Source organism: Roseomonas elaeocarpi, assembly GCF_042433915.1.
Taxonomy (GTDB): domain Bacteria; phylum Pseudomonadota; class Alphaproteobacteria; order Acetobacterales; family Acetobacteraceae; genus Roseomonas; species Roseomonas elaeocarpi.
The window spans coordinates 366,841-390,673 of sequence record NZ_JBHLUN010000002.1 but is presented as its reverse complement, the minus strand read 5'-3'; the positions used below and the strand labels follow the sequence as shown (position 1 = coordinate 390,673).

Below are 23,833 nucleotides of genomic sequence, written 5' to 3'. Positions count from 1 at the left end.
CGCGGGAACTGCCGAACAGTTCCCGCGGCGCTGCTCAGCGCTGCATTCCGGCGCGGCGACGCACCATCGCCAGTCCGAGCAGGCCCGCCCCGAAAAGAGCCGCGGAGGCAGGTTCCGGAACCGGGGTCGGCGCCGGCTGGTCGGTAAAGCTGCCGGCCTGGAGGAATACCGCGGAATCAAGAACACTGTCGGTAACGTCGGCGATCACCAGGGTGAGCGAATTAACGGCACCTGGCGTCAATCCAGAAATGCTGGCCGTGAACAGCGTGGTATAGCCGCCATAAGGTACATTCGGGTTCTGGCCGGTCGCGTTGCTCACGAAGTACTGCGGGTTCGAGGGGTTCGTGCCCGGCGCGGTCGGGCCGCCGTTGTTTACGTTGTTGACGGCCACGTCCAGGTCGGTGCCGGGCACCTTCGCGATGTTCTCGCCGTTAAAGAGAAATGCGAAGAGATCGTTATAGGAGCTGTTCACGTATCCCTGGTACTCGGTCGACGCGAAGAAATAGCTGAACGAGGCGGTCGTACTGCTGGACGTGAAATCGAACGTCAGGGTCGTTGCGTCGTGCGAGTTCGGGATCAAGGCCGATCCGGCCCCACCCACGTCCGTGGACGGGCCGTCGCCGGTGTAGGACGTACCCGCCGAGGCCGCGAGACCGGACGTCAGCAGGATGCCCTGGTTGATGGGCAGGCTGGCAGAACTGCCGCCCGTGAAGGTTCCGGCCGAGGCGCTGTTGCCGGTGTAGGTCGCATTGCTGATGGTGATGCCGGAACCCACGAGCGTTTGCGCGAGGGTGGTGGCGTTGTTCGTCGTCGTCACGGTGATGGGGGCGGCCTGAGCCGCCGAGGCGATGGCAAAACCTCCGAGAAGAACGGATGCCACCAGGGAGATGCGGGGGAGCATGGAAATCCTTTTTGGGTTCATGAACACCGTCCCGCAGCATTGCGTGATGCGGCCGGCGCGAACCCGGAGGCAAAACCCGCGCCATGATATGAAGTCAGATTTTACAGTGGGTTATTCGAGAATATCCTGGATGGGAGGAGGGAGTGTAAAGTTCTCCGTCATGCACCGGCCGCGTTATTCCGAACAGGAAAACGCTTTTGCCGGGGCGTTTCATTGCGCGGGTTTCCGAGAAAGCCGCTCCATTTACCGAAATATCGGGCAGGATAATTTCGCCGGGTGAAATTCGGGGGTTGATACTGATGCCTTTCGCCCAAGGCCCGATTCTGCCCGAAGCAGGTTCCGAAGCCTTTCCGGCAGCACGAACACGTCGTGGCCCTGAGGCGGGAGTTCCGCAGGTTCTTCTGCGGTGGTCCGGAGCGCATCGCTCCCGGTCGCCTCCACCTCCTCGTTCTCAAAACCCTGGAAGCGAGCGTCGCGACCGGGCGAGGCGTACGGGGCGTCGCCGCGCGGCGGATCAGCCGTTGCCGCGCGCCAGCAGCGCCCGCGCCAGGATTTCGAACTCCGCCACCGAGAGTGTTTCCGCCCGCCGTGTCGGCTCGATCCCGGCGCCTTCCAGCAGCGCCTCGGCCTGACCCAGGGACTTCAGCGAGCCGCGCAGCATCTTGCGGCGCTGTCCAAAGGCCGCGGCGGTCAGCCGGCCCATGGCGGCGGCCAGCGCCGGTTCGGGCTGCTGCGCGCGCGGGCGCAGGTGCACCACGGCAGACCAGACCTTGGGCGGCGGCGAAAAGGCGCCGGGGGGCAGGGTCAGCACCATGCGCGCCTCGCAGCGCCACTGCGACAGCACCGACAGGCGCCCGTAGCCTTCGGTATCGGGGGCGGCCACGATCCGGGCCGCGACCTCCTGCTGGAACATCAGCGTCAGCGATTCCCAGCGCTCCGCTTCTTCCAGCCAGTGGACCAGCAGGGCGGTGCCGACGTTGTAGGGCAGGTTCGACACCACCACGCGCGGCGCCTCGGTGATCGCCGCCGCATCGACCCGCAGCGCATCGCCCTCGATCACCGTCAGCCGCCCGGGGCGCGCCGCCTGCAGTTCCGCCAGTGCCGCAATGGCGCGGCGATCGAGCTCGATCGCGGTGACGTGGGCGGCGGCACTCTCCACCAGCGCCCGGGTCAGCCCGCCGGGGCCGGGCCCGACCTCGACCACGTGGCGCCCGGCGAGGTCGCCCGCCTGACCGGCCACGCGGGCGCAGATGGACTGGTCGAGCAGGAAGTGCTGACCCAGCGACTTGCGCGCATCCAGCCCGTGCCGCGCGACGGTGTCGCGCAGCGAAGGCAGAACGGCGGTGGCGTCGGTTCCGGGCGCGGGTTCAGTCACCGCGCGCGACCGTGGTGCCGTCGCGCATCTCGATGTCGGCGCGCCGGCGCAGGCTGCGCTGCTGCTGCTGGGCCGCGAGCTCCACGCGGTCGCGCAGGAGCTGCTGCTTGGCCATGTCCTCGTTGTACTGGGCGAGGTTCTTGGTTTCGCGCGCGCAAACGGCGATCACCAGGATGCCGTCGGGCGTCACCACCGGCTGGCTGACCTTGCCGGGCGCGAGGCTGGCGACCAGCTGGCGCAGCTGCGGCGGGTTCAGCTCATCCTCGCGCACCTGGCCGGGGTCGGCGGGGCGGACATTGCCGGCGGCCTGGTTGGCGGCCTCCACGGCCGGGCAGCCGCCGCTGATCGCCTGGGCGCGCGTCAGCTGCTGACGTTGCTGGTCGGTCGGGTTCTGTGGGTCCAGGCGGGTGGAGAAGGGCAGGAAGGCCTGACGCAGCGACACCAGCGTCGCGAGGTCGCGGCCGGTTTCGCGCTTCTGGCGCAGTGTCACGATGCGGAAGCCGCCGGGCACCTCCACCGCGTTGCTGATCGCGCCCGGCGGCATCTGCGACACGATGCGCGCCACTGCGGGCTCCAGCTCGTCGGCGCGGGTCCAGCCGATATCGCCGCCCTGCAGCGCCGTCTGGCTCTGGGAGAACTGGGTCGCGGCCACGGCGAAGGGCAGGCCGCCGCGCAAGCGCGTCACCACGTCGCCCACGAAGCGCCGCACCTCGTCGGTGCGGGCCGGGTCGTCCACGGGAATGAAGATCTCGGAGACGAGGTATTCCGGCTGGCCGGTGCGGGCCTCGTGCGCCTGCATCCGCTCACGGATCTCGGACTCGGTGGGCTGCGCCTGCGGGCCCAGCGACTGCCGGATCAGGCGCGACCAGCCGAGCTGCACGCGGATCTGGTCGAACAGCACGCGCGTGTCGACGCCGGAGGCGCGCAGCTGCGCGGTCAGGCCGCCCTTGGGCAGCCCGTTGCGGGTCTCGATGTCGCCGATCGCCTGTGCCACCTCGTCGTCGGTGACCAGGATCTTGCGGCGCTGGATCTCCTGCAGGCGAAGGTGGTCGTCGATCAGCAGCCGGATGATCTGCGGCTCGAGCCGCGTGATCATGTCGGAGCTGATCGGGATGCCCGAGGTCAGCGCGAAGAGGCGGGCGCGGCTCTGCACCTCGGCCTGGGTGACCACGTCGCCGTTCACCACCGCCACGATGCGGTTCATGTTCGCGGGCTGCTGCGCCGCGGCCGCGGCGGGGCGGGCCACCTGCGGCCGCGGTTGTGCGGCGGCGGGGTGAAACAGCATCGGCAGCGCGAGAGTGGGCAGGAGCAGGAAAGGCAGGAGCGGTCGCATGGTGAATCCCGGGAAGGGGCCGGCGGGCGTGGCCGCGCCCGGGAGAAGGCCCGAGGGGGAGCGCGGCCGGGGAGCGTGTGGCACGGAAGCGCGCCGGCGGGGAGTCGGCGTGTGGCGGGTGTCCGCCGGGAACCTCCGCCCGGGCGGTGCCGCCGGGGCCAGGACGGGACCGGCGGCGGCGGGAGCGGCCGGCGTGGCGCCGCAGCGGGCCTGATCCCGGCTCACAGCGCGCGGAACCCGAAATCGCCCAGCGTCTTCAGGCCGACGCGCAGCAGCACCGTGGTGGAAGACGGGTAGAGCGTGCTGTTGGTCGATTGCTCGGCGTAGGACTTGTAGAAACGGCCGTCGAGGATCAGGCACTCGTCCTCGTAGGTCAGGTTCAGCCCGACCGAGACGGGGCGCTTGATCTCGATGTCGTAGCGGCCGAAGGCGCCGGTGCTCCAGTGCTCGCTCACCTTGGCGTTCACTGAGCCGTAGACCTCGCGCCGGTAGCGCGTGGATAGGTCGTTGGTGGCCGAGGAGGCGGAAGCGTCCGAGGTCAGCGCCGCGATCGGCACCGAGTAGAAGTAGCCCGCGGTGGTGGTGACCGGGATGCCCACCAGGCCGTTGAAGTCGAGGCGGGCGGAGCTGTCGATCATCTGCCGGTCGAAGCTCGTCTTGTTCACGCGCGCCCGGGCGGTCAGGTCCAGCCAGGGGGTGGGGGACAGGCGCACGCGGCCCACCAGGTCGGAGACCCGCTGCCGCAGGCCGGAATTGGCCTCGAACACGTCCTCGGTCGAGGCGCGGTAACTTTGCCCGATCAGCCCTTCGAGCTGACCGCCGTTGGGGAAGAACCAGGCCGAGCGCAGCGCGGCGTCGGCGCGGGTGCCGCCTTCCTGCCGGTCACGCCCGGTGAAGCGGTTGAGCGCGAACAGGTTGGCGTCGGTGAACTCGAAGTCGAGGCTGTCCTCGTTGGGGATCAGCGTTTGCCGCCCCGTGGAGGGGCCGCTCACCACCTGCAGGTGCGGCTCGATGATCTGGTTGCCGTAGGCGCCGGCCTGCCGGACGAAGGGCATGCGCCAGTCCACCGCGGCGCGGACGTTGCCCACCGCCTGCTCCTTGGAGCTGACCGAGCCGTAGAAGGGGGACTGGTCGAAGTCGCTGGCGGAATAGCCGATGGCGTCGCCCTGGGCGCGGAAGGTCCAGAGGCCGCCGATGCCGTCGCGGCCGGGCAGGTCGTAGCGCAGCCGGGTGGCCAGGCGGCGGGTGTCGGCGCCCTCGGAGCGGTAGATCGCGAAGTCCGAGGTGTCGATCGTCGCGGTGCCGCCCAGCGCGTCGGGGCGGAACACGTGGTCGGCGTAAACGTTGGGCAGGACGTAGGGGATCTTGCCCACGTCGTCGGTGTCGCGCAGGCCCTGGTAGGCGCGCGCGTCGACGCGCACGTAGCTCTGCGTGTCCCAGAAGCCTTCCAGGAAGACGTTGCTCGCCAGGACGCGCTGCGTCGGGAAGCGGAAGGCGCGCAGGTAGGTTTCCGAGGTGGCGCGGTTGAAGTTGAAGCCCGTGCGCCAGTTCTCGTCGATGTTGAAGGTGCCCTTGGAGAAGATGTGGGCGCCCACGCCGTCCGAATCCACGCGCTTGCCGTCCAGCTCGCCCACCGAGCCCTCGGCCTGGATCTCGCCGAAGTTGAAGCGCCGGCGGTACTGCGCGGCCAGCGAGGGCAGGACCTTGGTGGAGATCGTGGGCGTGATGGTCGCCTCGGAGCTGCCGTCGATCGCCCAGTAGTAGGGCAACTCCACGAAGCCGCCGAGGTAGCTGGTCTGCCCGAAGGAGGGCGACAGGAAGCCCGAGGAGCGCGGCGCCGAAGGGTCGGGCATCGACAGGTAGGGGCTGTAGAAGACCGGGAAGCCGTCCAGGCGGACCTGGGCATCGCGGAAGCGGATGCGCTGGGCTTCCTCGTCGCGCGTGGCCGAGCGCGCCTGGATCTGCCACAGCGGCGGCTTGGTCGGGTCGTCGGCGCACAGGTTGCAGGCGGAATAGACCGGCCGCGTCATGTCGGTGATCGCGCCCCCCGGCCGGTCGGTGCGTCGCAGGCCATTGGCCACCAGCTTGCCGTTCTGCGCCAGCAGTGCGCTGACGCCCTGCAGCACGCCGTCGCGCATGTTGCCGGTCAGCTCGGCCCGGTCGGCGAACAGCACCTGCCCGTCGGGCTGCAGCAGCTGGACGTGGCCCTCGGCGGTGGCGACGCCGGTGTCGCGATTATAGGTGAACTTGTCGGCGCGCAGGATGCGCTCGTTCTGATAGGCCTCGACGTTGCCGGTGGCGGTCACGACCTTGTTGTTGTCGTCGTAGTCCACGGTGTCGGCCGTGAAGGTCACCGGCGAGTCGCGGTCGCCCGGGTTGGTGCCGAAGCTGCCGAGGCTACCCGGCGCCGTGGTGACGGGGGCGGGTGCCGCGCCGGCGGGCACGCCCGGCACCGGCGCGGTGACCGCCTGGCTCTCGGTGCCGGCGCTGCCGAGCGGCCCGGACAGGGCACCGCCCTGCGCCCTGGCGCCCTGGCCCGCCGCCAGGATCAGCGCGAACAGCGCCGTGCTGCCGAGGAGCCCGGCGCGCGAGGCATGGGTGCGGAAGGGGTGCGCGAGCGGGAAATGGCCCGGGATGCGGGCGCGCGGCAACGGGCCGGGGGCGCGGGCTTGAACGGGTCGGCGGCGCATCAGCCGTCCTCCAGGTGCAGCAGCAGTGAAAGGGCCAACATCAATCCTGCCACGGCGGGAGCCCAGGCGGCCAGGACGACGGGAAGGGTGCCGGTTTCGCCGAACTCCCCGGCGATTCGGTCGAGCACGAACAGCGCGAAGCCGGCGGCGACGCCCAGCGCCAGCATCTGCGCCACGCCGCCGCGGCGGGCCTGGCGCATCGAGAAGGCGGCGGCCAGCAGGCTCATCGCCGCGGCCAGAACCGGCAGCGCCAGCAGCGAGTGGTAGTGCAGCCGGTGCCGCACCGCCGAGAAGCCGGCCGATTCCAGCACCTTGATGAAGTCGGGCAGGGCCCAGAAGGACAGCGTGTCGGGGCTGGCGAAGCTGTCCTCCACGCGGCCCGGCGTGAGGTCGGTGGGCAGGTTCAGCACCGCCGGCGCCGAGGCGCGCCGGTCGGCCCCGAAGGTCACCGCGCCTTCCAGCACCCAGGCCCCGTTTTCCAGCACCGCCGAGGGCGCCTCCACGCGCTGGAGCGGCTGGTCGGCCGCGGACAGGCGCCAGACGCTCACCTCCTCCAGCCGCAGCGCCGCGATCTCGAGGCGCCGGCCGGTGTTGGCGGGGCGCCCGGCCAGGATGGCGACGCCGTCGGGGTCGAGCCCCCGGTCCGCCTGGCGCAGCCACAGCCGCCCGCCCGCCAGCGCCGTGATGCCGGAGGTGTTGCGCAGGTAGATGCCGTCCAGCCGCTCCGCCCGCGACAGCATGGCCGAGGAGAGCGGCGAGATGCCGGTGGTGGCCACCACGCCGATGGCAATGGCCACGATCAGCGGCCCGGCCAGGAAGCCCCAGGCCGAGATGCCGGCGGCGCGCGCCACCACCAGCTCGGAGGAGCGCGACAGGCGCCAGAAGGCGATGATGCCGCCCAGCAGGATCGCGAAGGGCAGGATCTGCAGCATCATGAAGGGCAGCCGCAGCCCCGAGATCGTGGCCACGATCGCGAAGGTGGCGTCCTGGCGGGTGGCGGCGCGCCGGAGCAGCTCGATGAAGTCGAACAGCGCGACCAGGCCGGTCAGCGCCAGCAGCATCACCAGCACCATGGCCGCGAAGCGCCGCGCCACGTAGGCCGTGAGCGTCAGGGGCGGCAGGTTCATGCCGTCACCGCGCGGCGGACGCGCCGGCGTGGCCAGCCCGGCATTCCCGAGATCACCCAGGCCGACACCAGGGTCGGGCCGATCGCGTGGAGCCAGATCAGCGGCACGAACACGTTGTTGCGCGCGGCGAGGTTGCCCACCGCCAGCCCCAGCGCCAGCAGCCCCACCACGGTGCCGACGCCCACCCCGATGGCGAAACCGCCGCCGTGGCGGCGAAAGCCGCTGGCCAGTGCGGTGGCCAGCGCCACCATGGCGAAGCTCAGCGCCGTCAGCGGGTTGGACATGCGCTGATGCGCCTCGGCGAAGAACTTGCGGCGGTCGCGCTCGGGCAGGTTCTCGGCCGGATCGGGGTGCAGCAGCTCCGTCACCGAGCGTTCGCGCGAATCGCGGTTGCGGCTGTCGTCATCGGTGCGGCCAGAGCGGGCGAGGTCCACGCTGTTCTCGCCGAAGGTTAGCACCGACAGGCGGAAGGTCGGCGCCGTGCCGGGCGGGCTGCCGGCCGGCGGCGGCACGCGCTCGACCTGCTGGCGCTGGCCGTTGAGCAGCGTCACGCGCGGGCCGCTCGGGCTCTGGGTGATGCGGCCTTCCTCGGCCAGGATGGTCACGGGGTTGCCGGCCTCGCGGCTGTCCTGCACCAGGATGCCGTGCAGCGTGCCGTCGCGGTCGCGCAGGCGGGCATACACCGTGAGGTCGTTGCCGACGGAGGAGAACACGCCCTCCTGCACCAGGATCGCGGCCATCTGGTTGCGGATCTCGAACTGCCAGGTGCGGAAGGCGGTGTGGCTCAGCGGCACGAGGGAGAGCTGCAGGTAGAAGCAGATCGCCGTCGCCAGCACCGCCAGCCCGATCGCGGGGCGGGCCAGCTGCCATTGCGACAGCCCGGCCGCGCGCATCACCACCAGCTCCCGGTCGGAACTCATCCGGACATAGGAGAACAGCGTCACCACGAAGGTGCCGATCGGCAGGATCACCGCGAAGAAGGAGGGCATCAGCAGCCCGGTCAGCTCGATGAAGACAGCAAAGCTCAGGCCCCGATCGAGGACGAGCTCGATGAAGCGCAGGCTCTGGGTCAACCAGATGAGCAGGGCCAGACCCACCGTCACCGCGATCAGCGAGACGAGGAGTTGGCGGAAAACGTATCGGTCCAGCCGTGACATGGCGGAGGCAACCTATCCAGGCGGAGGGGCCTGGGCAAATCGCCACCCCGGCTGCCGGAGCGATTGCTGAGGAGTTGTGGCTTTTCCGTGGCTTGCGGAAAGTTACTGCGACGGCCTCAAAACCTGCCACCGGGGCGCGCCGCGCTCCGTGGCCCCGGAGGAGGGCCGGAACTGACCCGGATCAGGTGCGGTGGACGGCCTTCCGCACCGCCGGCGCATCCACCGCGCACAGGTAGAAGGCCGGGCGCAGCGTGGCCTCGGGCTCGTCGTCCAGGGGATCGCTGTCGGACAGCACGGCCGGGGCCTTGCCGGCCTTCGCGGCCGGGGCGTGGGGTGCCGGGGTACGGCGGCGGGTGCTGACCTCGCGCGGCAGGCTTTGCAGGGCGGAGGTGCCGCGGGGCGTCACCACGGCCTCGCAGGCGGTGGCGGTGATGGAGGGGGCGGTGGCGAGGTTCAGCTGGCCGGGGTCGTCGCCGGCGGAGCTGCCGGCGGGTGCCGCGGAACCGGCGGTGCAGAAGACGGTGGCCGACAACAGGAGAGCGCTCAGGATGGTGGCTCGCACGGTTCGGACCCCCTCGGTCATGCGCCGGATGGTGTTGCACCCGACGACTGTTGCAAGGCTGACACGGCGAAGACCCGATCCGGAAGCGTCTCGACTCTTCGTGATTGACACCCAGCGTCCCGTGGGAAGGCAAAAGCACAATCGGCGATTCGAACGCGAAGCCGGAGACGCGGTTGCGGCGTTGGGCGGGCACTGCAACGCCTTCAGCCATCAAGAGGCCACCCATGAGTGACCGCCCCGAACGAGACGACGACGAGGATTTCGACCTCGGCATCGCGGTGCCCACCGTCGTCGGCATCATCGACACCGCCCGTCAGGTCGACGAGATGGAGGAGGATGTCGAGAACGAGGACATGCAGGACGAGGAGGCGCCCGACGACTCCGACCCCGACGGCCTGGCGGAAATGCTCGAGGAGCAGATCGACGCGCTGAACGAGGATGAGCAGGTGGCGCTGATCGCCCTGGCCTGGGTCGGTCGCGGTGACTACGAGACCGACGACTGGGAGGAGGCCCTGCGCCTGGCGCGCGAGCGCAACGAGCGCGGCGGGGCGGCCGCCTACCTCATGGGCCTGGAGATGCTGGGCGACCTCCTGTCGGAAGGGCTGAGCGCCTTCGGCATCGCCGCCGAGGAAACCGGGCGCTGAGCCGGGTGGCGGGGCCGCGGCCCCGCCGTGCCACGGTTCCGGGAGATCGCCGCGCCGCGTCCCGGTGACGACGCGTCGCGGGGCAGGCGACGCCCGTGGGCCATACCCCCGGCAGGACGTGCCCCCGCGCGTGATGCCGACCATGACCTGGACCGACCATGGCCGCGCACGGAGCTTTCATTCCTTCGCCAGGTGTTCCACCAGTCGCCGCGCGTGCGGCGATAGCGCCTCCAGCCGCCGCACGACCACCATGAGCTGCCGCTCGGCCCAGGGATCGTCCAGCCCCACCACGGCCAGCTCCCCACGGGTGTTCCAGCGCCGCGCGGCGGCTTCGGGGATCACGGCGACGCCCGCTCCGAGCGCGACCATGCGGCAGGTGGTGTCCAGCCCGCCCACCCGCACCCGCGTGCGCATCCGCCCACCTGCCCGCGCTGCGTGCCCGGCCAGGTGCCCGCCGAGGGCGCTGTTGTCTTGGAAACCGACGAACTCGCTCGCCAGTGCTTCCGCGAAGGTGATCCGGCCGCGACCCGCCAGGGCGTGATCCGGCGGCGCGATCAGCACGAGGCGGTCGCGCCGGAAGGGCAGGACCTCCAGCCCCGAGAAATCCGCGTGGGCCGCTGCGATCCCAACGTCTGCCTCCTCCTCCGCGACCGCCCGCGCCACCTCCGGGCTGGGGCGCTCGCCGAGCTCCACGTCCACGTTCGGGTTGGCGCGCAGGAACCCCGCGAGGATCTCGGGCAGGAACTCGGCCACGGCGGCGGTGTTGGCCAGCACCCGCACATGGCCCTTCAGCCCGCCCGCGTATTCACCCATCTCGCCGCGCATCCGCTCCACCTGTGCTGTCACCAGCCTGGCGTGGCGCAGCAGCGTCCGGCCGGCGGCGGTCGGCGCCACGCCGCGCCGGTTCCGATCCAGCAGCGGCACGCCGGCCTGATCCTCCATGCCCCGCACCCGTGCCGAGGCGGAGGCGAGGGCGAGGCCGGCGCGGGCGGCACCAGCCGTGATGCTTCCCGCCTCTGCCACGTGGAGGAACAGGCGCAGGTCGGTCAGGTCGAAGTGCATGGGCAGTATGCCTTCGGCTGCAGCGAAGGCAGGCTACGCCACTCCCGCATTGCGGGGCAGGGCCGTCGGGCCGCAGCCTCGCCGCGATGAACGACCTCGCTTCCCTCGCTCCCCTGCTTTGCGGCGTCTTCCTGCTCGCCGGCCTCGTGAAGGGCCTGCTCGGCCTCGGCCTGCCGACGGTCGCCATGGGGCTGCTCGGCCTCGTGCTGCCGCCGGTGGAGGCCGCCGCGATCCTGCTCGTGCCTTCGCTGGTGACGAATCTCTGGCAGCTTCTCGCCGGACCCCGCTTCGGTGCGCTGCTGCGGCGGCTCTGGCCCATGATGCTGGCCGTCGTCGCGGGCACCGTGGCCGCCTCGGGCGTCATCGCCGGCGCGGCGGCACCGGCCGCGGGCGCGGCGCTCGGGGCCGCCCTGGCGCTTTACGGTGGGATCGGGCTGGGCAGGCTCCGGCTGCGCGTGCCACCCACCGCGGAGCAATGGGCGGGACCGCTCGCGGGTGCGGTGACGGGGCTGGTGACCGGCGCCACGGGCGTCTTCGTCGTCCCGGCCGTGCCGTATCTCGGATCGCTCGGGCTGGAGCGCGACGACCTCGTACAGGCGCTGGGGCTGTCCTTCACCGTCTCGACCCTGGCTCTCGGGGCAGGCCTGGCATTGCACGGGGCTCTGCCGCTCGCCGCGTCCGGCGGCTCGCTCCTCGCGGTGCTGCCGGCGCTGGCGGGCATGTGGCTCGGCGGTTGGCTCCGCGGGCGCGTGCGTCCTGGAACCTTCCGCCTGTGCTTCTTCGCCGGCCTGCTCGTGCTCGGTGTGGAACTGATCTGGCGCGGGCTGGCGTGACCGCGTCCCGGACGGGGACGGGCGCAGGCTCCGGCCTGCCCCCCCGGGTTCAAGCCCTGGATTCAACCCCTGGGTTCACCCCTGGCGCGGCAGATCCAGCCCGGCGATCTCGCGCACCAGCTTGCGCTTCACCGCACTCTCGAAGGCCTCGAAATCCGCCGCCGGGATGCTGAAGGCGCCCGGCCCGCCGATCACGCTGCGCTCATAATAAGTGTCGAGCGGCACCGGCGGCCCGCGCCCGAAGGTCGGCCGGTCGTTGAGGATCGGCAGGCCGTTAATGGTGATGCCATCCGCCACCGCCCGGTCGCGTGCTTCCTCGGCGGGTGGGCCGCTGTTGTTCACGCCGTCACCCGACACGTCGATCACCCGCCGCATCGCCTCCACCGGAAGTTCGCCCAGCAGCTTGTGGCTGAAGTCGATACCGCCCGAGATCGAGGTCCAGGACAGGGACTGCCGCGGCGCCCGGTTCAGCGCCTCGCTCCAGCCGTTTGCGTCCTCCTGGCTGCCGATGCGCGTCCAGGGAACCACCAGCCGCTGATAATCGGAGCCGGCCCATTCCACGTAGGCGATCAGGATGGAGCCGATCATGCCGCCCCGGATCACCTCCACCAGCTTCGGGTCGGACAGGGCATTACGGTAGCCCTGACGCTGCAGCCTGGCTTCGTCCTCGTCGATCGAGCGCGACACGTCCACCGCCAGCACGAGCGCGACGTCGGCCGGTTCCTCGGCCAGGGCCGGGCGGCCGCGGGGCAGCAGGGTGGCCGCGCCGGTGGCGGCCAGCAGGGATCTCCGACGCATCAACGTCTCCCATCGCTTCCACCCGCGAGTGCAGCAGGAAGCGATGGGGCAGTGCAACAAATCCTTACGGTTGTGGTGCGCACCGATGCGTGTCCGGCGCGGCAGGGTGATCCCGGCAGTGGCGGACCGCCGGCAGGGTGAGGGGGAGGGCTTGGGTCGGGGGCTGCGCGCCCGGTGGACGCTCCGGGGGAGAGAAGGAATTCTCTCCCCCGGACCCCCACTCATCTCTTCTTGAAACGCTGCCGCGGGAGGGCTGGAGGCCGGTCGCGGTATGGCAGCCGCTGGCACTGGCTGAAACGAATAAGGCTTCCTGTCAGCGCTTGCTGACACGTCCCTCGCTCCGGCTCCGTGAGCCGGAGCGCACAACGTTCGCTACGTTCCTGCGGCAGCGTCCTAAACAAAGATGAGGGCGGAGGGGTTCGGGGAGGGGGAGAATTCCTTCTCCCCCTCCCCGGGATCCACCACTGCCGCCGCGAAGGATCAGGCAGCGCCGGGCGGGACCGTCACCGCCGGCAGCGTGGCGGGATCAGGCCGCCAGCCACCCTCGACCGGGCGCAGCAGCGGCGTGCGGAAGGCGGCGGCGACCGGGACCGCGGCGGGCCAGCTGGGCACCCAGCGGTCTCCCTGCGCCATGGCCACCGCGAAGCCCACCGGCACGACGCCCGCCGCGCGCAGCAGCGCCAGCCCGGCCAGGGCGGAGGTGCCGGTGCTGATCACGTCGTCCACCAGCAGCACCCGCCTGCCGCCCAGCCGGTCCAGGGTGCGCGGGTCGAGCCAGATGCGGCGCTCCCCGGGCGTGGTGGAGGAGGACACGGGCACCGACAGCGCGTCCTCGTACCAGCGCTTGCGGGAATAGCCGGCGGCGACCCAGTTCCGGTGGCCGAGCGCCTCCGCCACCAGCGGGGCAAAGACGTGCCCCAGTGTCGGCAGCCCGCAGACCACCTCCGCCGCGAAGGGCCGCCCGGCCTCCGCCATCCAGTCGGCGAGGCGGTGCACCACCGTGAAGGAAGCCTGGTTGGCGATGAAGCCGCCCACGGCGATGGAGCCGTAGTCGCGGAGGGGCAGGCGCAGGCGGGTGCCGTCGGGCATGGCGGCGGGCAGGCTGTCGCGCAGCGGCGCCTCCGCCGGGGTGCTGGGCGAGGGGGCCTTATCCGTTGCCGAGGCGTCGGTGGCTGGGTGCGGGGATGGGGGCTCGAAGGCCTGCCAGAACTCCATGCCCCAGCGGGTGCCACGGGGCAGCCATGCGGTCCAGTCTTCCCAAGAGCGCAGGGACCGCTAAATTCATGTCATCTTTAAGGACATCGGACAGCACATGACCACCCGACGCTCGCTGCTGGCGGGCTCCGCCGCCGCTGCCTTCGCCATGACGCAGGCGCCCCGCTGGGCTCAGGCGCAGTCGCCCGCGGGCGTGATCGTCTTCGCCAAGCAGATCGACGACCTGATCAGCCTCGATCCGGGCGAGTGCTTCGAGTACACGGGCTCCGAGGTCTGCGGCAATGTTTACCAGAAGCTGGTGACCACGCCCAACAGCAACCCGTCCGAGCTGGTAGGTGAGCTGGCGGAGAAGTGGGAAGCCTCGGCCGACAGCAAGACCTTCACCTTCACCCTGCGCGACGGGCCGAAGTTCGCCTCCGGCAAGCCGGTGACGGCCGAGGACGCGGCCTTCTCGCTGCAGCGCGCGGTGATCCTGAACAAGTCGCCGGCCTTCATCATCAACCAGTTCGGCTACAACAAGGACAACGTGGCCAAGATGATCCGCGCCACCGGGCCGCGGACGCTGGTGATCGAGACGGCCGAGAGCACGGCGCCGACCTTCCTGCTCTACTGCCTCACCGCCGTGGTGGGCAGCGTGGTCGAGAAGGCCGTCGCCATGGCCAACAACAAGGACGGCGACCTCGGCAATGCCTGGCTGAAGCAGAATTCGGCGGGCTCCGGCCCCTATGCCGTGCGCTCCTGGCGCGCGAGCGACAGCGTGACGCTGGAAGCCAACCCCAACGCCGCCACCGCGCCCAAGACGCGCCGCGTGATCCTGCGCCACATGCCAGACCCGTCGGCGCAGATGCTGGGCCTGGAGAAGGGCGACATCGACATCGCCCGCAACCTCAGCTCCGACCAGCTGCGGCAGGTGAAGAGCAACCCGAACTACGTGTTCCAGCCGCAGCGCAAGGCCAGCCTGCTGTATATCGGGATGAACCAAAAGCACCCGATCCTGAGCAAGCCGGAGGTGCGGCAGGCCATCAAGCTGGCGATCGACTACGACGCCATCCAGCGCAACATCGTGCCCGACCTGTACGCCGTGCAGCAGGCCTTCCTGCCGGTGGGACTGCCCGGCGCGCTGGAGGACAAGCCCTTCCACCACCAGGTCGCCGAGGCCAAGGCGCTGATGGCCAAGGCCGGGCATGCCGACGGCTTCGAGGTGTCGATGGACTACGCCTCGGCCGCGCCCTACGCCGACATCGCCCAGGCGGTGCAGGCCAACCTCGCCGAGATCGGCATCCGCCTGCAGATGCTGCCGGCCGAGAGCCGTCAGGTCATCACCAAGGCCCGCGCCCGCCAGCACGACCTGTCGATGGGCCGCTGGGGCAGCGACTACTTCGACCCGAACTCGAACGCCGAAACCTTTGCCGTCAACGCCGACAACGGCGACGATGCCCGCAACCGTACCTCGGCCTGGCGCAATGCCTGGTACATCCCGGACTACAGCAAGCAGGTCTGGGCCGCCGCCAAGGAAACCGACGCGGAGAAGCGCACCGCGATCTACACCTCGCTGCAGAAGGAACTGCAGGAGCACAGCCCCTACGCCATCATGCTGCAGGAGATCGAGGTGTCGGTCAGCCGCAAGGGCGTGACCGGCTTCGACATGGGCCCGATGAACGACCGCCACCACTACGCCGCCATCACCAAGGCCTGAATGCTTCGCGGCGGGTTGCCCGGGGGATGCCCCCTGGTTGGCCCGCCGGGGTTCGTGGCGGGGGCGGCGTGCTGCCCCCGCCCGTGGCCTGCCAGGTGGCAGGCTTCTTGCCCACCTGCCGGATGGCAGGCTTTTTTGCCTGCCTGCTGGATGGCAGGTTTCTTGCAGAACTATCCCTCGCGGGACGGCGTTTGATCCACCGGCCCGTTTCTTTCTTCCCCATCGAGCAGGAACAGCCGAGATGACGACCCGTCGCGCCTTGTTGGCCTCCTCCGCCGGCGTATTGGCCACGCCGTTCCTGCCGGTGGGCGGCGCCTTCGCGCAGTCGCCGCCGGGCGTGGTGGTGATCGCCAAGCAGATCGACGACATGATCAGCGTCGATCCGGCCGAAAGCTTCGAGTTCTCCGGCAACGAGGTCTGCGGCGCCTGCTACGACAAGCTGGTGGCCAATGATCCGGAGGAACCCACCAGGATCGTGGGCGACCTCGCGGAGTCCTGGAAGGCCAGTGAGGACGGCCGGACCTTCACCTTCACCCTGCGCGACGGGCTGAAATTCGCCTCCGGCAACCCCGTCACGGCCGAGGACGCGGCCTTCTCGCTCCAGCGCGTGGTGGCGCTGAACAAGAGCCCGGCCTTCATTATCAACCAGTTCGGCTTCACCAAGGCCAACATGGCCGAGGCGATCCACGCTGCCGACGCGCGGACGCTGGTGCTCAGGACGGCGGAGCCGGCCTCGCTGAGCTTCCTGCTCTACTGCCTGTCGGCCAATGTGGGCGCGATCGTGGACAGCAAGGTGGTGAAGGCCCACGCCGCCAAGGCCGCCGACGGCACGGACGACATGGGCTACGGCTGGCTCAAGCAGAACACCGCGGGCTCGGGCTCCTTCGTGCTGCGCGCCTGGCGGCCGAGCGACAGCGTCACGCTGGAGGCCAACCCCAATGCCCGTGAGGCCCCCAAGACCAAGCGCGTGGTGATCCGCCACATCGCCGACCCGTCGGCGCAGATGCTGGGGCTGCAGCAGGGTGACTACGACGTGGTGCGCAACCTAGGCTCCGACCAGCTGAGGAGCATCGAGGGCGACAACCGCTACCGCATGATCCGCCAGCGCCGGGCCACCGTGATCTACCTGTCGCTGAACCAGAAGCACCCGATCCTGAGCAAGCCCCAGGTCCGGCAGGCCATCAAATGGGCGATCGACTACGCCGGCATCCAAAAGAATATCGTGCCGATGACCTACGCGGTGCATCAGGCTTTCCTGCCCGAGGGCTTCCCCGGCGCGCTGACCGCCCATCCCTTCCAGGCCGACGTGAACAAGGCCAAGGCGCTGCTGGCCGAGGCCGGGCACCCCGACGGCTTCGAGGTCAGCTTCGACTACTTTTCCAGCGCGCCTTACGCCGATATCGCCCAGGCGGTGCAGGCCAACCTCGCGGCCATCGGTATCCGCGCGCGGATGCTGCCTTCCGAGCAGCGGCAGGTCATCACCAAGACCCGCGCCCGCACCCACGAGATCGCCATGGTCTACTGGGGTAGCGACTATTTCGATCCGAACTCGAATTCCGAGGCCTTCAGCGTCAACACCGACAATGGCGAGGAGGCACGCAACCGCACCCTCGCCTGGCGCGCGGCCTGGTACATTCCCGAACTCAGCAAGCGGTCCGAGGAGGCCCTGCGCGAGACCGACGCGGCCAAGCGGGCGGCCCTTTACGAGGCCCTCCAGCGCGACCACCAGGAGCAGAGCCCGCTGGTGGTCATGTTACAATCCATCGAAGTGGCCGTGACACGCGCCTCGGTTTCGGGCATGCGCCTCGGCGTCGTCAGCGACCAGACCTCCTTTGCCGGTATCGTGAAATCGTGACACCTGTTTTTCCGCGGTCCTTCCCGCGGGCTTTCCCGCGGGCGGGGCTCCGTTGAGCACCGTCCGCACCCGCCTGAAGACCATCGGCGGCACGCTGGTCAGCGTGCCCATCACCCTGTTCGGCCTCGCCCTGGTCACCTTCCTGATCGGCCGCGTGATGCCCATCGATCCCGTGCTGGCGATCGTGGGCGACCGCGCGCCGCAGGACGTGGTGGAAAAGGCGCGCCTCGACCTCGGCCTGGACAGGCCGCTGCCGGAACAGTTCGTCCATTACCTGGGTCAGATCGTCCACGGTGATCTCGGGCGCTCGGTGATGACGTCCAACACCGTGGTGCAGGACATCATCAACTTCTTTCCCGCGACCTTCGAGCTCGCCACCGCCGCGATCATCATCGCGATCATTATCGGCGTGCCGATGGGCGTCTGGGCCGCCAGCCGCCAGGGCAAGCTGACGGACCAGCTGGTGCGGCTGTTTTGCCTGAGCGGCCATTCCGTGCCGGTCTTCGTGCTTGGCATGGTCAGCCTGCTGGTCTTCTACGCCCGCCTCGGCGTGGCGCCGGGGCCGGGACGGCAGAACATCGCCTACCAGGACATGATCGACGTCCACACCGGGATGCTGACGGTGGACGCGGCCCTGGCCGGGGAATGGGAGGTGTTCCGCGACGCCCTGTGGCACCTGGCCCAGCCGGCGGGCGTGCTGGCCTTCTTCTCGCTGGCCTATATCGCGCGCATGACGCGGGCCTTCATGCTGAACGAGCTTCGTTCCGAATACGTCACCACCGCCCGCGCCAAGGGGCTGAGCAACAGCCGCATCATCTGGGGCCATGCCTTCCGCAACGTGCTGGTGCCGCTGGTGACGGTGCTGTTCCTGACCTATGCGGGCCTGCTCGAAGGCGCGGTGCTGACGGAGACGATCTTCTCCTGGCCGGGGCTGGGGCAGTACCTGACGGTGTCGCTGCTGAACGCCGACATGAACGCGGTGCTGGGCGCCACGCTGGTGATCGGGCTGATCTACGTGGTCCTGAACCTCCTGTCCGACCTGCTTTACCGCCTGCTGGATCCCCGCGTCCGATGAGTGCTGCCCCCTTTTCCCGCGCCTGGCTGCTGAGCAACGCGCCGGCCTCCCGCCGCCAGGCCGCCTGGGGCCGCCGGTACCAGGGCTGGCTGGCCTTCCGCCGCAACCCGCTGGCGATGGCCGGTCTCATCGTGGTGCTGGTGCTGCTGCTGGCCGCGATCTTCGCGCCGCTGCTGGCGACGCATGATCCGGGCGTGCAGGACCTCGCCAACCGCCTCCAGCCCGCCTCCGCCGCGCACTGGCTGGGCACGGATGAGCTCGGCCGCGACGTGTACTCCCGCCTGCTCTACGGTGGGCGCATCACGCTGGGCATGGTGGTGTCGGTGGTGATCCTGGTGGCGCCGGTGGGCCTCGTGATCGGCTGCGTCGCGGGCTATGCCGGCGGCATCTGGGACCGCATCCTGATGCGCGTCACCGATGTGTTCCTGGCCTTTCCCCGGCTGATCCTGGCGCTGGCCTTCGTGGCCGCACTCAAGCCCGGCGTGGAAAGTGCGGTGATCGCCATCGCCCTCACCGCCTGGCCGCCCTACGCGCGCCTGGCGCGGGCCGAAACGCTGACCATCCGCCGCACCGACTACGTGGCCGCCATCCGCCTGATCGGCGCTTCGCCGACCCGGGTGATCCTGCGCCACGTGGCACCGATGTGCATGCCCTCGCTGGTGGTGCGTGTCACGCTGGACATGGCCTCGATCATCCTGACCGCCGCCGGCCTGGGCTTCCTGGGCCTGGGCGCGCAGCCGCCGCTGCCCGAATGGGGCACCATGATCGCCACCGCCCGGCGCTTTGTGCTGGAACAATGGTGGGTGCCGGTGATCCCGGGTGTCGCGATCTTCGTGGCCTCGCTCGCCTTCAACCTGCTGGGCGACGGCTTACGCGACGTTCTCGACCCGAAGCAGCGGTAAGAAACCCGGGCGCGGCGGCACCGCTGCCGCGCCCGGAAGGAAACAGACTACGATGCTCAGACGCTTCTTCAGCTACTACCGACCCTGGCGCGGGCTGTTCCTGCTCGACTTCGGCTGCGCGATCCTCAGCGGATTGCTGGAGCTGGGCTTTCCGGTCGCCGTACGCTTCTTCGTGGATGACCTGCTGCCCGGGCAGGACTGGGGTTTGATCCTGCTGGCCTCGGTGGGGCTGCTCGCGATCTACCTGGCCAATACGGGGCTGATGGCGGTCGTTGCCTACTGGGGCCACGCGCTGGGCATCAACATCGAGACGGAGATGCGGCGTAAGCTGTTCGACCATCTCCAGAAGCTGTCTTTCCGCTTCTTCGACAACCAGAAGACCGGCCACCTGATCGGCCGCATCACCAAGGACCTGGAGGAGATCGGCGAGGTCGCCCATCACGGGCCCGAGGACCTGTTCATCGCGGTGATGACCTTCCTGGGCGCCTTCGTGCTGATGTTCGCGGTCAACCCGCACCTGGCGCTGATCACCGCGGTGATCGTGCCGGTCACCGCCTTCGTATCCACCCGCTACGGCAGCCGCATGACGCGCAACTGGCACGCCATCTACGGGCGCGTCGGCAACTTCAACGCGCGCGTGGAGGAGAATGTCGGCGGCATCCGCGTGGTGCAGGCCTTCGCCAACGAGGACCACGAGCGCGCCCTGTTCGCCCGCGACAACACCGGCTACCGCGAAACCAAGCTCCAGGCCTATCGCATCATGGCGGCCAGCCTGTCGGTCTCCTACCTCGGCATGCGGCTGACGCAGATGGTGGTGATGATCGTGGGCGCCTGGTTCGTATTGCACGGCCAGCTGACCAATGGCGGCTTCGTGGGCTTCCTGCTGCTGGTCGGCGTGTTCTTCCGGCCCGTGGAGAAGATCAACGCCGTGCTGGAAACCTACCCCAAGGGTATCGCCGGCTTCCGCCGCTACACCGAGCTGCTGGATACCGCGCCCGAGGTTGCCGACCGCCCCGGCGCGCGGGTCGTGACGCAAGTGCAGGGCGCCATCCGCTACGAGGGCGTGCGCTTCGGCTACACCCCGGACAAGCCGGTGCTGAGCAACATCGACCTGGAGATCCGTGCGGGCGAGAGCGTGGCCTTCGTGGGTCCCTCCGGCGCCGGCAAGACCACGATCTGCTCGCTGCTGCCGCGCTTCTACGACGTGGATGCCGGGCGCATCACGATCGACGGCATCGACATCCGCGACATGACGCTGCGCTCCTTGCGGGCGCAGATCGGCATCGTGCAGCAGGACGTGTTCCTGTTCTCGGGCACGCTGCGCGAGAACATCGCCTATGGCCGCCTGGAAGCGACGGAGGCCGAGATCATCGAGGCCGCCCGTCGTGCCCGCCTCGACACCGTGATCGCGGCGCTGCCCGAGGGTCTCGACACGGTGGTGGGGGAACGCGGGGTGAAGCTTTCGGGCGGGCAGAAGCAGCGCCTCGCCATCGCGCGCATCTTCCTGAAGAACCCGCCGATCCTGATCCTCGACGAAGCCACCTCGGCCCTCGACACGGAGACCGAGCGCGCGATCCAGCAGTCGCTGGCGGAACTGTCGCGCGGGCGCACCACGCTGACCATCGCGCATCGCCTCGCCACCATCCAGAATGCCGACCGCATCGTGGTGGTGGACACCAGCGGCATCGTCGAGCAGGGGCGCCATGCCGAGCTGGTGCGCCGCGGCGGCGTGTATGGCCGCCTCCACGCAGCCCAGCACGAGGGCTGGATCGGCGACGGCGCCTCCACGGCCGGCGCCGCGAGCCCGGCGGCCGAATGACCGCCGCTTCCCTTTCAACGCCGATGCCGGAAGAAGGGCTTATGGCCGAACCTCTCGTCGAAATCCGCAACCTCCAGGTGTCCTTCGCCTCCGCCACCGGCGTCACGCCGGCGGTGCGCGGCCTGTCGCTCACCATCGGCCGCGAGAAGCTGGGCATCGTGGGCGAGAGCGGCTCAGGCAAGTCCGTCACCGGCCGCGCGCTGATGCGCCTGCTGCCGGGCACCGCCGACGTGCGCGCGGACGCGCTGCGCTTCGACCAAACCGACATCCTGCGCGCGCCGGAGCGCGAGATGCGCCGCATCCGCGGCGGCCGCATCGGGCTGATCCTGCAGGACCCGAAATACAGCCTGAACCCCGTGATGACGATCGGCCGCCAGATCGGCGAGGCGCTGCGTCAGCACAAGCGCATCGGCCGCGGCGAGGCGCGCGACCGATCCCTGGCGCTGCTGGAAAGCGTTCGCATCCGCGACCCGAAGCGTGTGCTCGACAGCTATCCGCACGAGGTGTCGGGCGGCATGGGGCAGCGCGTGATGATCGCCATGATGCTGGCGCCCGAGCCTGACATGCTGATCGCGGATGAGCCGACCAGCGCGCTCGACGCCTCGGTGCAGGCCGATATCCTGCGGCTGATCGGTGACCTCGTGGACAGCCGCGGCATGGCGCTGATGCTGATCTCACACGACCTGCCGCTGGTCAGCCACTTCTGCGACCGCATCCTGGTGATGTATTCCGGCCAGGTGATGGAGGAGCTCAAGGCTTCCGAGCTCCATCACGCCGAGCATCCCTATACCCGCGGCCTCCTCGCCTGCCTGCCCTCGCTGGCCCGCCCGCGCGAGCGGCTGCAAACGCTCAACCGCGATCCGGCCTGGCTGACGCAGAAGGCACCGTTCAAGGGAGCCGCGGCATGACGGCGCCGGCCATGCGCAAGGACAGCATGATCGAGGTCCACGACCTCAACGTCCGCTTCGGCGCGACGCATGCGGTGCGCGGCGTGAGCTTCGCCATCGGCAAGGGCGAGAGCTACGGGCTGGTGGGCGAGAGCGGTTCGGGCAAGTCCACCGTGCTGCGTACGCTGGCCGGGCTGAATGACGACTGGTCCGGCACGGTGGCGATCGACGGCACGGCACTGGGCCACAAGCGCTCCAAGGAGTTCCATCGCCGCGTGCAGATGGTGTTCCAGGACCCCTACGGCTCGCTGCATCCGCGCCAGACCGTGGACCGTATCCTGTCGGAGCCGCTGGAGATCCACGGTATCGGCGAGGTGGACCGCCGCATCGCCCGCGCGCTGGACGAGGTGGCGCTGCCGCAAGCCTCCCGCTTCCGCTTTCCGCACCAGCTGTCCGGCGGGCAGCGGCAGCGCGTGGCCATCGCCCGTGCCCTGATCGCCGAGCCCACGGTGATGCTGCTCGACGAGCCCACCAGCGCGCTCGACGTGTCGGTGCAGGCGGAGGTGCTGAACCTCCTGGCCGACCTGCGCGTCGCCCGCGGGCTGACCTTCCTGCTGGTGAGCCATAACCTGGCCGTGGTGGCGCAGCTCTGCGAGAACCTGGCGGTGATGCAGAACGGGCAGATCGTGGATACGCTGACCGAGGCCGACCTGCGCGCCGGTCGCGCCCACCACCCGCACGCGCAGCAGCTGCTGGAACTGTCGCGCGAGCTGGAAGAGGGCTGAGCGCTCAGTCCAGCAGCTTGTGCAGGAAGGTGCAGTCTTCCAGTGCCCCGTGCGTGCCGCGCGCGTAGCGCGGCACCACGCCGGTCACCTGGAACCCCAGGGCACGGTAGAGCGGTTCCGCCGCGTCGCCCGTGCGGGTGTCGAGCACCAGCAGCGTGCGTCCTTCCCGCCGCGCCATCGCCTCGGCCGCCCGCATCAGCGCGCGGGCGATGCCTCGCCGGCGGGCTTGGGGATGCACCAGCAGCTTCGCGATCTCGGCCCGGTGACGGCCATTGGCCGGCGTGTCCAGCACCAGCTGCACCGTGCCCAGGATTGCGCCGTTCCGCGCATCCTCCGCCACCAGCAGCCGGCGGTGCCCGGTCTGGAAAGCGGGACGGAGGTTCTGCCAGAAGGCTTCCGCCGCGGCCTCCGGAAAGGGCAGCAGGAAGCCGACGCTGGCGCCCGCTTCCACGCAGGCGCGCAGGATCCCGGCCAGGGCACGCAGCGTGTCGACGTCGGCTTCGGCCTCGCGGATCGTGACGCCGCTCACGGCTGCACCATCGCCAGGACGTAGCGCGCCCCCGCCGGACCGGACACGTAGCGGGACGGGCCGAAGAGCCGGAAGCGCAGGCTGTCGCCGGGCTGCAGCACGAAGGCGCGCGGCCCGAGCCCCACCTCCAGCCGGCCGGCCAGCAGCCAAAGGTGGTGTTCCAGCCCCGCCGCCGGCGGCGCCTCGTAGGGGATGCTGACGTCGGGCGGCAGTTCGCCCTCGATCATCTCGCCGTTGAGGCCGGGCATGGGGGGCGACACGTCGCGGCGGCGGAAGCCGGTGTCGCCGTCGGTCCGGACAGGCTGCGCCACCGCGCGCAGGAGGCTCGGCGCTTCCGCCTCGACTTCCACCAGCAGGCGCGACATGGTCTTGTTGTAGGCGGTGCAGAGCCGCCCCAGCAGGGCGGTGGTGGGGCTGGTCTCGTTGCGCTCCATGCGTGACAGGGTGGCGCGGCTGACGCCGCTGCGCTCCGCCAGCTGTTCCAGCGACCAGCCGCGCTCGGTCCGCAGCTGCACCAGCCGCTCGGCGAGGCGCGCGTCCATGTCGCGCGCCGCGGCGCCGTCGGCCAAAGAGGAGGCCATCACTTTT

Annotated in this window: 21 protein-coding genes; 9 read left to right on the top strand and 12 right to left on the bottom strand. The window is 70.0% G+C overall.

Annotated elements, in window-relative coordinates:
- Window positions 1-34 precede the first annotated feature (34 nt).
- From ACFFGY_RS03520 to ACFFGY_RS03490, 7 genes are all read right to left on the bottom strand, one after another.
- Window positions 35-901, bottom strand: coding sequence for a choice-of-anchor L domain-containing protein (locus tag ACFFGY_RS03520; protein WP_377042999.1), 867 nt, complete (start codon window positions 899-901; stop codon window positions 35-37).
- A 514-nt stretch (window positions 902-1,415) separates the two neighbouring features.
- Window positions 1,416-2,276, bottom strand: a complete 861-nt coding sequence (rsmA, locus tag ACFFGY_RS03515; protein WP_377042998.1) for a 16S rRNA (adenine(1518)-N(6)/adenine(1519)-N(6))-dimethyltransferase RsmA — start codon at window positions 2,274-2,276, stop codon at window positions 1,416-1,418.
- Complete coding sequence (locus ACFFGY_RS03510; protein ID WP_377042997.1) at window positions 2,269-3,609, bottom strand: peptidylprolyl isomerase; 1,341 nt, start codon at window positions 3,607-3,609, stop codon at window positions 2,269-2,271. The genes rsmA and ACFFGY_RS03510 overlap by 8 nt, the downstream gene beginning before the upstream one ends.
- Window positions 3,610-3,830: 221 nt before the next feature.
- On the bottom strand, window positions 3,831-6,299 hold the full coding sequence (locus tag ACFFGY_RS03505) for an LPS-assembly protein LptD (RefSeq protein ID WP_377042996.1): 2,469 nt from the start codon (window positions 6,297-6,299) through the stop codon (window positions 3,831-3,833).
- Complete coding sequence (lptG, locus tag ACFFGY_RS03500; protein ID WP_377042995.1) at window positions 6,299-7,426, bottom strand: LPS export ABC transporter permease LptG; 1,128 nt, start codon at window positions 7,424-7,426, stop codon at window positions 6,299-6,301. Before lptG ends, ACFFGY_RS03505 begins: the two co-directional genes overlap by 1 nt.
- Window positions 7,423-8,583, bottom strand: coding sequence for an LPS export ABC transporter permease LptF (lptF, locus tag ACFFGY_RS03495; RefSeq protein ID WP_377042994.1), 1,161 nt, complete (start codon window positions 8,581-8,583; stop codon window positions 7,423-7,425). Before lptF ends, lptG begins: the two co-directional genes overlap by 4 nt.
- A gap of 181 nt (window positions 8,584-8,764) precedes the next feature.
- Window positions 8,765-9,145 (bottom strand): hypothetical protein, encoded by a 381-nt coding sequence (locus ACFFGY_RS03490; protein ID WP_377042993.1) that lies wholly within the window; start codon window positions 9,143-9,145, stop codon window positions 8,765-8,767.
- A gap of 224 nt (window positions 9,146-9,369) precedes the next feature.
- Here ACFFGY_RS03490 and ACFFGY_RS03485 point away from each other — a divergent pair, with 224 nt between their 5' ends.
- Window positions 9,370-9,789, top strand: a complete 420-nt coding sequence (locus ACFFGY_RS03485; RefSeq protein WP_377042992.1) for a DUF3775 domain-containing protein — start codon at window positions 9,370-9,372, stop codon at window positions 9,787-9,789.
- A 177-nt stretch (window positions 9,790-9,966) separates the two neighbouring features.
- Here ACFFGY_RS03485 and ACFFGY_RS03480 read toward each other — a convergent pair whose 3' ends face one another.
- The gene (locus tag ACFFGY_RS03480) at window positions 9,967-10,851 is read right to left on the bottom strand and encodes a LysR family transcriptional regulator (RefSeq protein ID WP_377042991.1); all 885 of its coding nucleotides are present in this window, start codon (window positions 10,849-10,851) and stop codon (window positions 9,967-9,969) included.
- Between the two features lie 86 nt (window positions 10,852-10,937).
- On the opposite strand from ACFFGY_RS03480, the gene ACFFGY_RS03475 reads away from it, so the two are divergent.
- Window positions 10,938-11,684: a sulfite exporter TauE/SafE family protein gene (locus ACFFGY_RS03475; protein WP_377042990.1), complete on the top strand. Its 747-nt coding sequence runs from the start codon at window positions 10,938-10,940 to the stop codon at window positions 11,682-11,684.
- 75 nt (window positions 11,685-11,759) lie between these two features.
- Here ACFFGY_RS03475 and ACFFGY_RS03470 read toward each other — a convergent pair whose 3' ends face one another.
- Together ACFFGY_RS03470 and ACFFGY_RS03465 are read right to left on the bottom strand one after the other, a co-directional pair.
- Entirely contained in the window at window positions 11,760-12,482 is a 723-nt protein-coding gene (locus tag ACFFGY_RS03470) for a DUF1194 domain-containing protein (RefSeq protein ID WP_377042989.1), read from the bottom strand.
- A 480-nt stretch (window positions 12,483-12,962) separates the two neighbouring features.
- Window positions 12,963-13,697, bottom strand: coding sequence for a phosphoribosyltransferase (locus tag ACFFGY_RS03465; RefSeq protein ID WP_377042988.1), 735 nt, complete (start codon window positions 13,695-13,697; stop codon window positions 12,963-12,965).
- 97 nt (window positions 13,698-13,794) lie between these two features.
- Between ACFFGY_RS03465 and ACFFGY_RS03460 the strand changes: the two genes are divergently transcribed.
- From ACFFGY_RS03460 to ACFFGY_RS03430, 7 genes are all read left to right on the top strand, one after another.
- Entirely contained in the window at window positions 13,795-15,393 is a 1,599-nt protein-coding gene (locus tag ACFFGY_RS03460) for an ABC transporter substrate-binding protein (RefSeq protein ID WP_377042987.1), read from the top strand.
- Window positions 15,394-15,634: 241 nt separating this feature from the next.
- Entirely contained in the window at window positions 15,635-17,248 is a 1,614-nt protein-coding gene (locus ACFFGY_RS03455; protein WP_377042986.1) for an ABC transporter substrate-binding protein, read from the top strand.
- Between the two features lie 52 nt (window positions 17,249-17,300).
- Window positions 17,301-18,323, top strand: coding sequence for an ABC transporter permease (locus ACFFGY_RS03450; RefSeq protein WP_377042985.1), 1,023 nt, complete (start codon window positions 17,301-17,303; stop codon window positions 18,321-18,323).
- Complete coding sequence (locus ACFFGY_RS03445; protein ID WP_377042984.1) at window positions 18,320-19,225, top strand: ABC transporter permease; 906 nt, start codon at window positions 18,320-18,322, stop codon at window positions 19,223-19,225. Before ACFFGY_RS03450 ends, ACFFGY_RS03445 begins: the two co-directional genes overlap by 4 nt.
- Before the next feature lie 52 nt (window positions 19,226-19,277).
- On the top strand, window positions 19,278-21,044 hold the full coding sequence (locus tag ACFFGY_RS03440) for an ABC transporter ATP-binding protein (protein WP_377042983.1): 1,767 nt from the start codon (window positions 19,278-19,280) through the stop codon (window positions 21,042-21,044).
- A gap of 41 nt (window positions 21,045-21,085) precedes the next feature.
- Window positions 21,086-21,952: an ABC transporter ATP-binding protein gene (locus ACFFGY_RS03435; RefSeq protein WP_377042982.1), complete on the top strand. Its 867-nt coding sequence runs from the start codon at window positions 21,086-21,088 to the stop codon at window positions 21,950-21,952.
- Window positions 21,949-22,716 carry an ABC transporter ATP-binding protein gene (locus tag ACFFGY_RS03430; protein WP_456316143.1) on the top strand — a complete coding sequence of 256 codons (768 nt, stop codon included), beginning with the start codon at window positions 21,949-21,951 and terminating at the stop codon, window positions 22,714-22,716. The genes ACFFGY_RS03435 and ACFFGY_RS03430 overlap by 4 nt, the downstream gene beginning before the upstream one ends.
- A gap of 4 nt (window positions 22,717-22,720) precedes the next feature.
- Here ACFFGY_RS03430 and ACFFGY_RS03425 read toward each other — a convergent pair whose 3' ends face one another.
- Window positions 22,721-23,245 (bottom strand): GNAT family N-acetyltransferase, encoded by a 525-nt coding sequence (locus ACFFGY_RS03425; RefSeq protein WP_377042981.1) that lies wholly within the window; start codon window positions 23,243-23,245, stop codon window positions 22,721-22,723.
- Window positions 23,242-23,826: a helix-turn-helix domain-containing protein gene (locus ACFFGY_RS03420; RefSeq protein WP_377042980.1), complete on the bottom strand. Its 585-nt coding sequence runs from the start codon at window positions 23,824-23,826 to the stop codon at window positions 23,242-23,244. Before ACFFGY_RS03420 ends, ACFFGY_RS03425 begins: the two co-directional genes overlap by 4 nt.
- Window positions 23,827-23,833 lie beyond the last annotated feature (7 nt).